Here is a 15,022-nt window from a genome sequence, read left to right as displayed (position 1 = left end):
TATCGGAGCCCATAACGAAAACAGGGGCCAGAGGCCCCTGAAATTCACCTATACCATCGATAGGCGTTTATACCCGGCTGCTAACACCCGATAGGACTATTTTCGCAGGCGTCACCGCGCCCGTTGGAATCCTCATCCTCCTGTCCGGGATTTGCAATTTTCGGGCAGTTATCGAGTTTGTCAGGCCAGCCGTCACCGTCGGTATCGGGGTCCTGCAAGGGATCACAGGCATCACCTATGCCGTCGTTGTCGCTATCCACCTGGTTTTCATGGGAAACGGAAGGGCAGTTGTCGAGGCCGTCAAGGTGACTGTCGCCATCGCGGTTGATCGCCATTCGCTCGCCGGAACCGGGAGGCACGCAGGTGTATGTGATGGGTCCCTCCACGGCTGCGAGATCTCGCAACTGCGCATCGGTGTGAACAGTGTTCACGTCGGAGATAAACAACCCATTGATCTGACGCAGCCAGCCTCTGGGCTCTCCTCCCACCGTACCTTTGGCAATCACTTCACACTCCGTTGTTGTACCACCCAGAATAAATGACAGGAAATTAGAGCTAGCACGCTCAATGAGCAGGTCGATCCTGGGATCTGCAATTGCCCTGTTACTTGCAGTCAGCGTTACCTGTTGCCCTACTATCGGTGCCAGATCAGTTGGGAAGACATGGGCGAATGCCGCCAGAACGCGTTCTTCGTCGTTGTTGGTATTGAACACGCCTGCCGAGAGGAATGTCTCAATCGTGTCGTGAGAGCCATCGTGCAGGAAGCCGAAGCCCCTGATTTGATCACCCTGATGCCCGTCGGTATCGGAACTGATATCGGACGAGGAGTGCCCGAACATACCAATTTTGTGATACAGATTGCGCATATGCGCGACTTTGAAGGACTGGGGTTCGCCTTCGAATGACTGGTCGCCCCGAGTGCCGTAAAACCCATTCTCTGGCTCGAGTTCATGACAGCCCTCACAGGCTGCCACGCCGTCGTTGAAGGCGGTAAAAAACTCGTCCACCCCGGCCTGTTGAGTCGCATCGAGTGAGTTATCCAGCGCGCGAATGGGGTTGGGCGGCAACGTTAATTCCATAGCGAAAATCGTAAACTTCACCATGTCATCTGTCGAAATCGTGCCCTGCATGCCCAGCAAGCCCTCAAAGGCAACAATGAAATTGAAGAACGAGAATATCTCAGAGCAGTGTGAGCCGGTGGGTTCCGCGCAGCCGTCCTGCCCGAGGAAGCCGTCAACGCGGTCGCCCCGCCAGTGCAGAGCGCCGTGAGTCGACATGCCGCGCAGTGTCTGGGTTGTCATGGGCCCCTTCATAGGGTGAAAGGTGGCGTCGATACCCAGAGGCAGCCCCGGTGAGGCTTTCTGGAAGTTTGTTGTTACATGTTCATCCGGGTTGCCGAGGTTCCACGCGAGTTGATCCATGTCGCCGAAAATATGGCAACTGGCGCAGGATGTTTCGCCATTGGCGGAGGTGGCAAACGCGTCGTAGAGAAAGGGCCGCCCGTCTACCACGCCTTGTGGTTCGGGGTTGTGCAGGGGGTGAGTCTCTACAATGCTGTTGTTGGACAGATCAATGACTTCGACCTGATTAGCAAACCGCGTCAGTACGTAAAGGCGATTATTCGCTTCATCCAGTACCATGCCGGCGGGACCACCACCAGTGGAGATGTAGTTGCCGCTTTCTGCGGTGGGGTCGAAGCTGGTTTCAAAATCTGCCGCTTCAATATCCGGCGTGTCGAATACCCCAATTTTTGCTGAGCCAAAGGCGGCTACGTACAGCTTGGAACCATCGCTGGAAACCACCGGTTGCAGCGGTGTTGCGAGGCTGTGATGCTTTTGCGCGTTGATAGCCGCATGGTCTGCGCCCGGATCAGTATGCCGTTGGTCGTAATCAATATGTTGATTGAGGTGCTGCGGGTCCACACTGCCGTTGGCGGGGTTCAAAACGGTAATGCGGGATTCAGAGAGGCGCCCCTGAACAGTACTGCCGCCGTGGTTTCCCGGGCCTTCAAATATGATGTGGTTGGGCAGCTCCGTATTGGTCACATAGACCCGGCCTGTCACTGGGTTGACCGCCATGTTGAACAGGATCGTACCCACGTGGTCGTATTCTGCTATTGAGTTTGCGTCCAGCGTATTGGCATTGATTGAGAAAACATCGTGATCCGGCAGGTTGAAGTTGACGAAGTTACTCCAGTCAGTGCCGTCTGCATCGAGCCAGTTGGTGCCATCAAACTTCACGATGGCGCCAGTGTCCGGGCGATCATCGCCAAAGGCATTTTGATTGGGGCCAGGCATATTGCCATTGACCGATGTCTCGTTGATGACGGTCGTCTGGTTTCCCGAGTGGTGAGCAGCTACGTAGACAGTCGTGTTATCCGGGGACACCGCCAGAGCACGTGGTGTATCAGCGAAGAAGCTAAGAATTTCAACCGGCGTTCCGCCCACGGTATTTCCGAGGTTGGTGGCATCAAATACCCATACGTCTGCCCGGCCGATGCCCGGTGTTATCAGTTGCGGATCGCCTGCGCCCGGTACCGAGGCTATTGAAGGGTCTTCACGGTGCTGTCCGCGGTGTGCTGTTGTAATGAATGCGCGCTCAACGGCTTGCCCTCCGTTCTCAGTCCCGGCGAATACGATGTCGCGGGGTTCGTCACCTACCAGCAGTGTGCGACTTACCCGAAATGGCGTTGTAGACAGGTCGACGATACTGACACTGTCGGACAGATGGTTTACCACCCAGAATTCCGTGTCAGAGCGGGCTGCCACTGCTACCGGCTCCATGCCCACTGGCACGGAGCCAAGGGGGATCAGTGATCCGGCCAGAACACCGAATATTTCAATGCGGTTGTCCGGTGTGTTAACAACTGCCAACGCCTGGCCGTTGGGGCTGATGGCCACCGGGCGTACCGGTCCACTTTCGAAGGTGATAAATGAAGGCTGGGCCAGCGCAGGCGTGGCCGCAATTACCAGACAGGCCGTCAGGGCCAGACAGACAAAAAAATCGCGCAATCCGGATGACGAACCGACGGGCGTAGTTCCGCAAGTAGTGCTGCAATAGGTCATGGGGAGTATCCTTAATGGCGGACAGCGAGGCTGCCCGTGACGTATTTGAATTATTTTAATGCCGCGTAACTTTATCACGTCCGGGGTTTTAGGCAAAAATCATGCCGTGATGATTTGTTTAGTAGTTTCAACAAGTTAAAAAAAGTGGCTGTAGAGAGTGTAAAATAAGCTGACACAAAATTAGGGAAATGTCGGTCTATTTGGTGGTCGGCATTGACAGTCTGACCCGGCGGGTTTAATAATCGAGGTATGCGGTTGCAATCCGCCGGGGTGTGCCATTGATGAGTTTCGGGGCATCAGGCAATCGGGTTTTCGCTGATTGTCCTGTGCCACAACACAAGCACAACATTATCGCCAGTGTGTATCGACAGCTGGGGCTACTTACACCCTCCAAAGCTACTCCAGAATATTTACAATACTCTTCCTGCCACGCTTCACCCGACCGGACGTATCGGGCTTTTCGCTACAAACTCTCCCACCTATTTTTTCTAAAATTGTTATGAGGATTTCCTTATGGACTCAGGTTCTACCCTGCGTGTAGAAAAAACCACACCCCTGAAACCTGTCATCAAGAAAACATACGTATTGGATACAAACGTCCTGTTGCACGACCCGATGGCCGTCACGGCCTTCAAACAACATCACCTGGTCATTCCCATGACCGTGCTGGAAGAGCTGGATCATATCAAGGACCGCCATGATAAAACCGTGAGCCGAGAGGCTCGCATCGCCATCAATATGATCGATAAAGTTGTTGAGGCCGCCTCACCGCAGGAAATCCAGGCGGGCGTGCCGGTGCCCGGAACTGCGCTGGAAAACTTTGCGCCGGGAACGCTGGCAATCTACCCGGACCAACAACTGGCTGATAATACGGAGGTGCCGTACCTCGACGGTACCCCGGCGCAGGCCAATGACAACCGGATTATCAATGTGGCACTCAGGTTACAGGCGGAAAACCCCAAAGAGTTCATCTGCCTGGTGACTAAAGACATTAACATGCGCATCAAGGCAAAGGGCTCCGGGTTGATGCACGTCGAGGATTATCGCCGCGATCGGGTGCTCGATGACATCGACCTGCTGGCCACCGGCTATGAGCATATCAGCGGCGATTTCTGGTCCACAATCAGTGAGGTTGACACTTTGCGCGAGGACGACTGTACATTGCACCGCATCCCGCTCAAGTCATTGCCGCAGGCTTACCCGAACATGTTTGTCCATGATGACCAGGAATTCATGGCGTTTGTGAAGCGCGTCGACAGGGATTTTGTCTACCTGCGCTGCGACAGTCGCGACAGCCTGATGAATAAGCGCTTCTGGGGGCTGGCGCCGCGCAATCTCGAGCAGGCGATGGCGATGTCCCTGCTGGATGACGACGGTGTCGATATGACGGTAATGACAGGCCCCGCGGGTTCCGGCAAGACCCTGCTGGCCCTCGCCTATGGACTGCACGCGATTCTGGAGCAGCGCAAGTTCAGCAAATTGATCGTCGCGCGCTCCACACCGCCAATTGCCGAGGAAATCGGCTTTCTGCCGGGTACGGAGGAGGAGAAGATGGCGCCGTGGCTGGCGGCGTTCGACGACAACCTGGAGATACTGCACGGTGCCGATGAGTCCTGTAACGGTAGTATCAGCTACGTCAAGGAGCGCGCCAACATCCAGTTCAAGTCGCTCAATTTCATGCGCGGGCGCTCGTTTAACAACGCCTATGTGATCATCGATGAGGCGCAGGGCCTTACCCAGTTCCAGCTGAAGTCCGTGATCAGCCGGGTCGGGGCCGACTCAAAGATTGTGGTACTGGGCAATCTGGCCCAGATCGACAACAAGTATATTTCGCCACTGACCTCTGGGCTGACGTACCTTGTTGAAAAGAGCAAGGCCTATCCTCACGCGGGCATCATGCACGTCAACGGGATTGTCCGATCACGTCTGGCGGCATTTGCTGAGGAGAACCTATAGCGCGTGTGTTGCAACGCAGGTGCATGCTGATGCAGTGTGTGCCTGCGGCGCATACCCTCGCTTCTAATGGGTAAACGTCACTGTGGCGCAGCGTTCGCTATCCAGTGCGGTATTGGTGTACATCCAGTTCAGTTTTGTGCACAACTGTTCTGTCAGGTTCAAACCCAGCCCAAATCCCAGGTCGTCATTGCCTGTCGTCGGCTCGTAGGGATTGCTTATCTCGATTGTTGCGCCGCGCTGGCGGATTGTCACCGTGCCTTTCCAGCTGTGTTGAAACGCGTTGCGAATCAGATTGCCGGCGACGATGCGCACCACGGTTTCCGGCAGTACCAGCGCACAGGGAGCAGTATCCAGAACCACCTCGACCGGTTTGTCCTTCAGCAAGTACTCTACTTCACTCGTGAGCTGTGCGATAAGCTCGTGCAATGCAACTTCATGCGTGGGCGGAGACTGTGCACTGTCGCGGCTTAACCACAGCAGTGTTTCGGTGAGGTGCTTCATGGTGAGGCTGGAGCGGTCGAGTCGGTCGATAACCCGCGCTTCCTGTTCGCTTACTTGCGAGTTGTGTGACTGCAGTTTACGCAACAGCTCAACATTGTTGCGAAACGTGGATATCGGCGTGCGCAACTCATGACTGGTATGGCGCAGGAAACGGTGCTCCCGGTCCAGGCTTTCCTGCACCGATGACAGGCTTTTGCGTATTAGTTGCGCAAGATTGTTGAGTTCCGGATAGGTGAAGTCGGGCGGATCAGTTTTCAGTGAGCCGGGGTCAAGCGCACTGGTCCAGTCCACCAGTCGACTGACAGGTTGCGAGATGCGCCGCAGTAGCAGCCAGATTATCAGTGATAGCACCATGGCAGCGGCGATGCTTATCATCAGCAGTTTTTCGCGATTGGCGCGTGAATTGTTCCTCACCATTGTCGAAACGGTATCCGGAGAGACGCGATAGGTGACGTAGACATTATCGCCGCCACGGCTGTAGTGGAACAGGAAATCGATGGAGTGTTTGCCCCCGTCTTCGTTTTTGTTGACAAGCTTCAGCAACTGGTCGGGTTGCTTTTTTGCGGCCTCGAATTGCTGGCGGAGCTTTGTGGGTACCTGCTGCCACCTCGGGAACACGGTATAGTCGAGCACGACTTCCGGTTGCAGGCGCTTATCCTTTGGCGTTGCCGCGAGATAGCTCTGCGCCGCTCTCTCCATTTGCAGTGCGGTGATATTGTCCATGCCGCGTATGAAGTAATCCGCCGACAGCATGGAGTATCCGGTGACCAGCGTGAGTGTCAGCAGTAGGAAGGTCAGCCACACAAACCAGCGTAAACTGAGCGCAAACCGCATTACACTGCATCCTTCGCGAGCGTGGAAACATCGCGCAAGGCGAACCCCTGTCCGGGAATAGTGTGTAGGAGATCGGCTTCGGAAGCGCTGTCTATGGCTTTGCGCAAATTGAACACATGTACTTTCAGGCTGTTGCTGTCGGGTGGCTCATCGCCCCACAGTGACTGTTCTATGGCCTCTCTGGACAGTACCTTCGGCGAGTTGCGTAGTAGCAACTCGAGCAGGCGCCAGCCTGTGGGCGACAATTTGAGCGCACGCCCTGAACGCGACACTGTTTTGCTGTCGAGATTCATGATCAGGTCGGCACACTGCAACACGCGGCTCTGTCCACTGCGTCGCTTAGCGAGCGCCTGCACGCGTGCCACCAGTTCCTCCAGTTCAAACGGCTTTACCAGATAGTCGTCGGTGCCGGCCTTGAATCCCTGAATCTTGTCCTCAAGCTGATCGCGAGCGGTAAGCATCAGCACCGGTGTATCATCGCCATCGTCGCGCAGCTGTTGGCAGACGGAGAGCCCGTCCAGCCTGGGCAGGTTGATATCCAGCAGTAAACTATCGTAGCGGTTCTGTCGCATGAAATGCAGGCCGGCGACGCCACTGCTGGCGTGATCACAGTGAATATCCTCGAGTTCCAGATACTGCACGATCGTCGCAGCCAGATCGATGTCATCTTCTACCAGCAGAACGTTCAACATAGTGGTTGGGCCAGCTCTCGTGAAAAGGGTTTAAGCAGTGCGCGGTGGATATCATGCTGTATGCGCAGCAGTGCCGGTATCAGTATCAGGGTAATCACTGTAGCAAACAGAATGCCATAGCCCAACGAAACGGCGGCGGGTATGAGGAACTGTGCTTGCAGTGATGTCTCACCCAGAAGTGGCATCAGTCCGGCAAAAGTTGTCACCGAGGTTAGCAAGACCGCGCGCAGGCGGCTACTGCACGCTTCGGTGATCGCAGATTGCAGGCTGTTGTGCTCGCCGCGAATCTCGTTGAACCGCGCCACCAATAGCAGGCTGTCGTTCACCACCACACCACTGAGCGCAATAATGCCGTTCAGGGAGAGAATGCCCAGCGGAAGATCATTCAGCCAGTGCCCCAGTACGGCACCCACTACCCCAAAGGGGATGGCCATCATGATAACCAGTGGCTGCACGTAAGAGCGCAGTGGAATGGCGATCAACATATAGATGGCGAGCAGGGCGAGTGCGAACATTTTCTCCATGGATGTGGCAGTCTCCGCCTGTTCTTCGGCCTCGCCGGCAAAATGGATGTCCAGCCCCGGGAACTGGCGTTTCAGCTGCGGCGCGACATCATTGCGCAAGCGCTCCACCAGTTCTGTTGCAGAGAGCACCTCCTTGTCGACGTCTGAACTGATGTAGACGGCCCGCTTGTTGTCGATACGGGTAATGCTGTCGCGTGTATAGCCGTAGCTGAGTTGGGCGACGCTGGACAGGGGTACCACCGTGCCGTCACTGGTGCGAACGCGTGCGTTGATCACATCGGTAGCATTGCGACGTTCAGCTTCCGGGTAGCGAACCTTCACCTCAATCTCATCGGCATTGCGTTGATAGCGCTGTACCACCTGCCCGCTGAAGGATTGCAGCACCTGTGTGGCGAGCTCATCGGTGGTCAGGCCCAGCGCCTTGCCCTGGGCCGTCAGCTCCAGATTCAGCTGCGGTTGGCCGGGTTGCAGGTTGTCATCGATGCCGCTCACTCCATTGATGTCGGCCAGTGCCTGACGAAACGCTGCACCGGCCTGGCTTAGCGTGTCGTCATCGTCGGCTCGAAGCTCGATGCGCAGCGCGTCTACCTGGCGCCGGGTATTCTGTACCGCCACGGTGCGCGCGCCCTCCGGTGTGCCCACCAGCACCTGCCAGCGGCGGGTGAATTCATTAATGTTGTAGGGGGCGTCATCACTCAGCTCCAGTGTGATCGTGCCGGACTGGTCCGCCTCCGACATCACCTGCAGGTGATCGATATAGGATTTATCAGTCTGCTGGCTCAGCTGTTGGTCAGCGGTGTACGCCGCAGCTTCCATCGACAGCAGGTTGGCGTGGGTCATGCCAAAACTCGCATCCTTGCTCATGGTCAACTGGGCGCGAGCGGTATCGCCGGGAATGTCGGGGAAAAAGCTGACGCGCACAGCGCCGGTGAATGGCATGGACATCACCAGCACAAACAGTGCAATAAAGGCTATGACCACTGCATAGCGATGGCTTAGCGCCCACTTGATCAGCGGCTTGTAGTAGTGCTCGGTGAGTCGGTTCAGGCTGGCGTCAGCCAGATGCTGGCAACGCTGCCAGAGTGCGGACACCGGATTGCGGGCAGGGCGTTTGCGGGTGTTGATGTGCGCAAGGTGTGCCGGCAGGATCAACTTGGATTCGATAATGGAGAGAATCAGGCAGAGTGTCACCACCATCGCAAACTGTGAGTAGAGAACACCCAGGCGTCCGTCAATGTGAGAAAGCGCGAAGAAGGCCGCCACGGTCGTGAATACGCCAAACAGTGTCGGTACGGCCACTTTCTGTGTGCCGATCACCGTATTCGCCAGTGTGTCCCCGTATTTGGAACGCTCGGTGTAGACCGATTCGCCGACCACCACGGCGTCGTCCACCACAATCCCCAGGGCCATGATAAAGCCGAAGGTGGTGAACGCATTCAGCGTCAGCCCCATAACGCTGTCACCCATCAGGAACAGGGTGCCGAAGAAGATAAACGGCAGGCCGGCCGCAACCCACATGGCCACCTGCAGATTGAGGAACAGTGCGAGCAGGACAAACACCAGTGCGATGCCACCGACAGCATTCTTGATCAGCAAATCCAGACGCTCATTGATGTTGGTACTGCGATCGTACCAGCTGCTCAGTTCTACCCCGGCAGGCAGTATCGCGCTGTCCTGCCAGCGCTCGGCGACGGCGCGGGCCGCGTTCACCGTATCAGAGATATCGCCGGTGCCGGCTGTCAGTACCTGCAGCGCAATGCTGTCGTGGTGATTGAACCGGGACAGCACTGAGCTGTTGTCATCAAACGTGTCGCGAATTGTAGTGATGTCGCCGAGGCGTATCTGCTGGCCACTGGCTGTGGTGATCAGCGGCAATGCCGCGAAGTCGGTGGCGGTATAGGCCTGTTTCGAAGCCTGCAGTTGCAGGTAGGTATTATCGTTGCGCAGCACCGCTGTCAGTGGCGTGGAGGAACTGGCGTTGATCGCATTCTCCACGTCCGCCAGACTCAGGCCGTAGGCCTGCAGTCGCGCTTCGTCGATCTCCACCACCATCATGGGGTCCAGCCAGCCGGAGATGGTGACTCTGCCGATTTCGTCCTCCGCCAGCAGATCGTTTTTCAGCATGTCTGCCAACTGCTGCAGTGTCTGGCGGTCGGTATCGCCGTACAGTTGCAACCACAGAGAGTGCTCCTCGCGCTCCGCCTTCTCGATGACCGGGTTCTTGGCATCGGCAGGGAAGGTCGAAATGGCATCGACCTTGGCTTTGACATCAGTCAGCAGCGTGTCCAGGTCATAGTCGGACTGCTTCTCGACAGACACGGTGGCGCCGCTGCCGGTCGCAGTGCTGGTGATGCTCTTGATGCCGGAAACCCCTTCAAGCTGCTCCTCGATCTTCATGGCCAGCCCTTCCTCAGACTGTTTCGCGGAGCCGCTGTCATAGCTGATGGAGATGCTGATGGTATCCGGTTCTATACTGGGGAAGGCCTCGCGGCGCAGTGAACTCAGCGAGAACACGCCCAGCAGGATGACCATGATCATCAACAGGTTGGCCGCAACCGAGTTGCGGGCGAACCAGGCGATAATACCCCCGCTTGCGTCGTTGTCAGCCATTGTCGCTATTCTCCTGAATGGGGTTTGAGGCTAGCGCCTCAGCGGGGTCGACGGCGGTGACCTGCATGCCGACCAGATAGCCACTCAGGGGGTGCAGCAGCACGCGCTGCGGTGTATCAGCGAGCGTGGTGGGTGCGCTTACATACACGTTCTCGCCCTCGCTGAAACTGATATCGGCGACGAAGTTGTCGAGCGTGTTGTCCGGTGTCACATACCAGACTTCACCGCGCTGGCTGACGGCGGAACTGGGCAGTTTCCAGAGTCCATCGACACTGCGCCCCGGTATTTTTGCTTCGACGAAACTCCCCGGGAGCAGTGGCGTACTCTGTGCCAGCGGATTGTCCACGGTCACGATCAGCGCGCGCTGGCGGGTGGTGCTGTCCAGGTGTTGTTCGATGCGATCGACGTGGGCGGTCCACTCGTCACCGGTTTCGACATCGCGCAGCCGTACCGGCCATGCGCCGTCCTTGAGTTCGTTGACTGGCGGTAATTTGGCCCAGTCCTGACTGGACAGCGCAAGTGTGATTTCCACCCGGTCGCTGCTGTAGAGGGTTGCGATCTCTGTCCCCGCTTGCACATAGCTGCCCGGCGCGACATGCCGCTCAATTACCATCGCATTGAAGGGGGCGGTGATCCGTGTGTGTGCCAGATCTGTTGCGGCGCTGTCTACACCGGCCTCGGCGCTGTTCAGGCTGGCGCGTGCGGCGTCCAGATAAGGCTGTCGCAGCACCAGTTCGGAATCCGGTTCTCCCTCCAGGCCGGCGCTGCGCCACTCCGTCTGCGCCTGCACGACCTGCCGCTCCTCCTCCAGCACTGCCAGCCGCGCGGCCGCCAACGTATCTTCGGCAATGGACAGGGCACTGCGGTAATCACTGTCTTCCAGCTGTGCCAGCAGATCTCCGGCGGCGATGACGCCGCCGGCCTCAAACTGGGGTGAGAGCGATGTGACGTAGCCGCTGACCTTGGCGGTCATCGTCAGTGCATAGTGGGGTTCCACCGCGCCATACGCAGTTACGTGCGCGCGATAGCGTTCGGGAAGCCGCTCCACGACACTTACATCGGGCGGTGGCGTTGCGGCGTGTGATTCGCGCGCGGGCCGCTGTGCCTGTGCCGCCAGGCTGTAACCCAGATAGGCCAGCACCAGCAGCAGTACTACTGCAGCAGCAATGACCAGAGGCAGCCGGCGCATTCCCGGTGAGTGTGTCAGGGTATTCATAGTGTGACTCCAAGTCCCAGCGCGAGACCGAGCGTGACTCGATTGCTGAGACGCTGATACAGTAAATCGTTGAGTTGGTTTTCCAGATCGTAGGTTGCCTGCTCCACCGTGAGCAGGTCGAGAATGGTGGCCAGGCCTGAGCGATAACTGGCACGATACTGGGCGAGGTTGATGTGTGCGTTCTCCAGCGCCGTTTCGATATGCGCCTGCTGGCGTGCCAGGCTCTGTTCCTGCCCTAGCGCATTCTCAACGTCCGTTACCGCCGCATACAGTGTCTCCCGGTAGCTCTGGTAGGCCTGCGCTGTTTGCAGCTCGGCGATTTCGGCTGCTGCCCGCAACTGCCCTCCCATATAGAGTGGTGCGGTGAGTTGCCCCAGTAGTGACCAGAGGGGGTCGCTCAACAACGCATTGCTGATGTTACCGTCCGAGTCCAGCAGCGCAGCTTCGAGGCTGATACTGGGGAGCAGATCTTTATAGGCGGCACTGCTGCGCAGGCTGGCGGCTTCTATCGCGGCGTAGGCGGCCTGCAGATCCGGCCGGCGCGCCAGCGTCTGGGCCGGTAAATCCGCCAGTGGCGCAATGACCTTCGGGAAGGTGTCCGCCACGGCTACCGGCGCACCCTGGCTGCGTCCCAATAAGGTGCGCAGGGCGCGCTGTTGTTGCTGCAGAGACTCGGTATAGTACTCGAGATTGGCCTGTTCACTGGCCAGCACGGTGCGCGCAGTGGTCATGTCATCCAGACTGCCCGTACCGTTGCGATAACGCTGCGTAATGAACTGCGCATTGCTGGCCAGTGTCGCCAGGCGCTTCTCCTGAATGGCGATGGTGCGCTGGGTAGTGATCAGGCCGAGCCAGGCATCCATCACATTGGCAGCGAGTGTATCCTGGGCGGCCTGATACAGTTGCTGTTGCTGTTCTACGTCTTTGCCCGCCGCGCGGCTGCGATCGCTCAGGCTCTGCCACAGGTCAACCTGCCAACTGACGGTGAGGCTGCTGTCGAAGCTGGATCCATTGCCCTCTGTTTTACCCCCGCTGCCGGCCAGCACGAGGTCCGGTAGGCGCTCGCCAAACGCCTGTCGCCACTGCTGCTGGTAAATCTCCACCGAAAGCATCGTTTGCTGCAGGCTTGGGTTGGCCTGCAGGGCCTCATCAATCAGCGCGTCCAGATCCTCGCTTTCAATCAACTGATTCAGCGCGAGTGTCTGTTCGGCGGTTGCTGACGGCCAGACAGCGGCATTGTCACGCGCGACTACAGCCTGCTGCTGGTAGTCGGGGGACGTATTTGTGAGCGCGCAGCCGCTTGTCATTGCGGCGGCCAGAAATAGAAAGAGGAGTCTCATCACCTTGGTGCTTCTACTGAACGTGCGCCCAGAGTAGTGATCGTGGGGTTAACGGCGGGTTAAAGCGGTGTGATGGCTGCGTTTGCTTGCAAATAAAAACCGTTATCATTACTATTAACTTTAATTAGATGCCACCATTCCCAGCAGGACTTCAAATGCAAACTAAATTCTGCGCGGCACTGTCATTGCTTGCCGCCACCGGTGTGCAGGCTGCGCAGGTCGAGCCTCCACCCGCTTCGCAGCTGGAGGAGTTGATTGTCATCGGGCAGCTCTCCCGCAACTCAGCGACCAAATCTGACACCCCTTTGATGGAAACAGCGCGTTCGGTTGCGATCGTGCCAGAACAGCTGATTATCGATCGCGGTGCAATGAATCTCGACGAGGCGCTCACGTATACCGCCGGTGTGAACGGTATGCCCTACGGCCTTGCCACCCGCGGTGACTTTCCACTGGTGCGCGGGCTGACTGCGCCGGTCTATCAGGACAGCCTGCAATCCCTGTTCGGCAACTACAATAACCCGCGGCCCAACATCTATACCATTGAGCAGGTCGAGGTCCTCAAGGGGCCAGCGGGTGCACTCTATGGCAAGGGCTCGCCCGGCGGTCTGATCAATGTTGTCAGCAAGCGGCCACAGGAGGAAACCCGCAGGGAAATAGTCGCAGGCTATGGCAATTACGACTTCGCTGAGATCGCTATGGATTTCACCGGTCGGCTGGATGACCAGGGCGAGTGGTTGTACCGCCTGATCGGCGTCTATCGCGACAGCGACACCCAGATTGATCATGTCGAGGACAACCGCCGGGTATTGGCGCCCTCGATCACCTGGCGACCGCGGGAAGACACCGATATCACACTGCTGTTGAGTTATAACGATGTCGAAGCAGACGCGGCAGCGCAGTTTCTGCCGCTCTACGGCACTTTGTACCCCGCGCCCAATGGCGAGTACATCGATTTCGATGCCTATATGGGTGACCCGAACTTCGATAAGTATGATGCCCACAGCTATTCCGCCACGGTATTGTTGAATCACCAGTTCAATGATATCTGGAGTATGGAGGTCAACGCCCGCTACACCGATGCCCAGGCGGACTATCAGCAGGCCTGGACAGCGTTCATCTCCGACGAGCGCTATGTGTATAACCCGGATGGCACACTGTATAAGAATGGCACGGTGCCGCGCAGTTGGTATCGCGGCGACTCGACGTCCGAGCAGTACGCCGTCGACGCCCGATTCCGCGCCGATTTTACGACGGCGGGCATCGATCATGAAGTCATGCTCGGGGCGCAGTACCAGGACGTCACTATCGGTGACCAGGGTTACTATGCCTACGCGCTGGGCTACGACCTATTTACCAAGCAGCCCGACAGCACCTTTGGCGACACGTATTGGATCAATGTATTCAACCCGGTCTCCAACGGGATTCCACCACAGGATTACCTGGACAGCCTGTACGTCAAGGAACCCGATGTCAGCTCGCAGGATGTGGGTGTATACGCCAGTGACCAGCTTACCCTGGGGGACTGGATTCTCACCGTGGGTCTGCGTTTCGACGAGACCCAGACCGATAACGGATTCGAGACCCAAAGCGATTCTGCATTCAGTGCCAGCGCGGGTTTGCTCTATCAGTTTGACAACGGCTTCGCTCCCTATATCAGTTACGCCGATACCTTCGAGCCTGTGATCGGTGACAATGGCAATGGCGATGCGCTGGACCCTCAGGAGGGGCGGCAGATTGAAGCCGGCATCAAGTACGAACCGGCCTCGTTTCCGGCACTGATGACGCTGGCAGTCTTCGATATTCACCAGACGAACTTGCCTGACCCGGCGGCTCTGCCGGGCAGCTTCGAGCAGCAGTCGGGCAAGGCCAAGGTCCGCGGTGTCGAATTTGAAAGCCAGGCGTCGCTGGGTGACTTTTTCTGGCAGGTCAATGCCAGCTATCTCGATACCGAAAATCCCGACGGATACCGCCTTGCCAGCGTGCCGGATACGCAGGCCTCCTCGTGGTTAAGCTATCGCCCCAGCAACGAGTGGTTCGGCTTTAAGGCCGGTATCGGTGTGCGCTACATGGGTGACAGTTACGGCGGTCTGGACGAAATCAAGACGCCGTCCTATACGCTTTACGATGCAATGGTCGGTTATGAGATTGGCGAGTGGGATTTCGCGCTGAACGTCAATAATGTGTCCGACAAGGATTTTCTGGCAACCTGTCTCGCGCGCGGCGACTGCTTTCCCGGTGAACGCCGCACTGTGATCGGCACAGTCCGCTACGTTTTCTAGACTGG

8 protein-coding genes are annotated in these 15,022 nt (G+C 57.4%); 2 read left to right on the top strand and 6 right to left on the bottom strand.

Features of this window, described 5'->3' with window-relative positions; translation table 11 throughout:
• Positions 1-80 precede the first annotated feature (80 nt).
• On the bottom strand, positions 81-3,065 hold the full coding sequence (locus AC0L6S_RS13800; protein WP_473424589.1) for a thrombospondin type 3 repeat-containing protein: 2,985 nt from the start codon (positions 3,063-3,065) through the stop codon (positions 81-83).
• 513 nt (positions 3,066-3,578) lie between these two features.
• Here AC0L6S_RS13800 and AC0L6S_RS13795 point away from each other — a divergent pair.
• Complete coding sequence (locus tag AC0L6S_RS13795) at positions 3,579-5,021, top strand: PhoH family protein (RefSeq protein WP_473424588.1); 1,443 nt, start codon at positions 3,579-3,581, stop codon at positions 5,019-5,021.
• Between the two features lie 63 nt (positions 5,022-5,084).
• Here AC0L6S_RS13795 and AC0L6S_RS13790 read toward each other — a convergent pair whose 3' ends face one another.
• The 5 genes from AC0L6S_RS13790 to AC0L6S_RS13770 are packed head-to-tail and all read right to left on the bottom strand — an operon-like array spanning position 5,085 to position 12,738.
• Entirely contained in the window at positions 5,085-6,356 is a 1,272-nt protein-coding gene (locus AC0L6S_RS13790) for a sensor histidine kinase (protein ID WP_473424587.1), read from the bottom strand.
• Positions 6,356-7,048: a response regulator transcription factor gene (locus AC0L6S_RS13785; RefSeq protein ID WP_473424586.1), complete on the bottom strand. Its 693-nt coding sequence runs from the start codon at positions 7,046-7,048 to the stop codon at positions 6,356-6,358. The genes AC0L6S_RS13790 and AC0L6S_RS13785 overlap by 1 nt, the downstream gene beginning before the upstream one ends.
• Positions 7,042-10,182, bottom strand: coding sequence for an efflux RND transporter permease subunit (locus AC0L6S_RS13780; RefSeq protein ID WP_473424585.1), 3,141 nt, complete (start codon positions 10,180-10,182; stop codon positions 7,042-7,044). Before AC0L6S_RS13780 ends, AC0L6S_RS13785 begins: the two co-directional genes overlap by 7 nt.
• Positions 10,175-11,398: an efflux RND transporter periplasmic adaptor subunit gene (locus AC0L6S_RS13775; RefSeq protein WP_473424584.1), complete on the bottom strand. Its 1,224-nt coding sequence runs from the start codon at positions 11,396-11,398 to the stop codon at positions 10,175-10,177. The genes AC0L6S_RS13780 and AC0L6S_RS13775 overlap by 8 nt, the downstream gene beginning before the upstream one ends.
• Complete coding sequence (locus AC0L6S_RS13770) at positions 11,395-12,738, bottom strand: TolC family protein (protein ID WP_473428597.1); 1,344 nt, start codon at positions 12,736-12,738, stop codon at positions 11,395-11,397. The genes AC0L6S_RS13775 and AC0L6S_RS13770 overlap by 4 nt, the downstream gene beginning before the upstream one ends.
• Positions 12,739-12,893: 155 nt before the next feature.
• Here AC0L6S_RS13770 and AC0L6S_RS13765 point away from each other — a divergent pair, with 155 nt between their 5' ends.
• Entirely contained in the window at positions 12,894-15,017 is a 2,124-nt protein-coding gene (locus AC0L6S_RS13765; RefSeq protein WP_473424583.1) for a TonB-dependent siderophore receptor, read from the top strand.
• Positions 15,018-15,022 lie beyond the last annotated feature (5 nt).

This window comes from Halioglobus sp. D3-4, assembly GCF_055809315.1.
The sequence above is the reverse complement of the archived record's forward strand: the minus strand, read 5'-3'. Positions and strand labels throughout refer to the sequence as shown.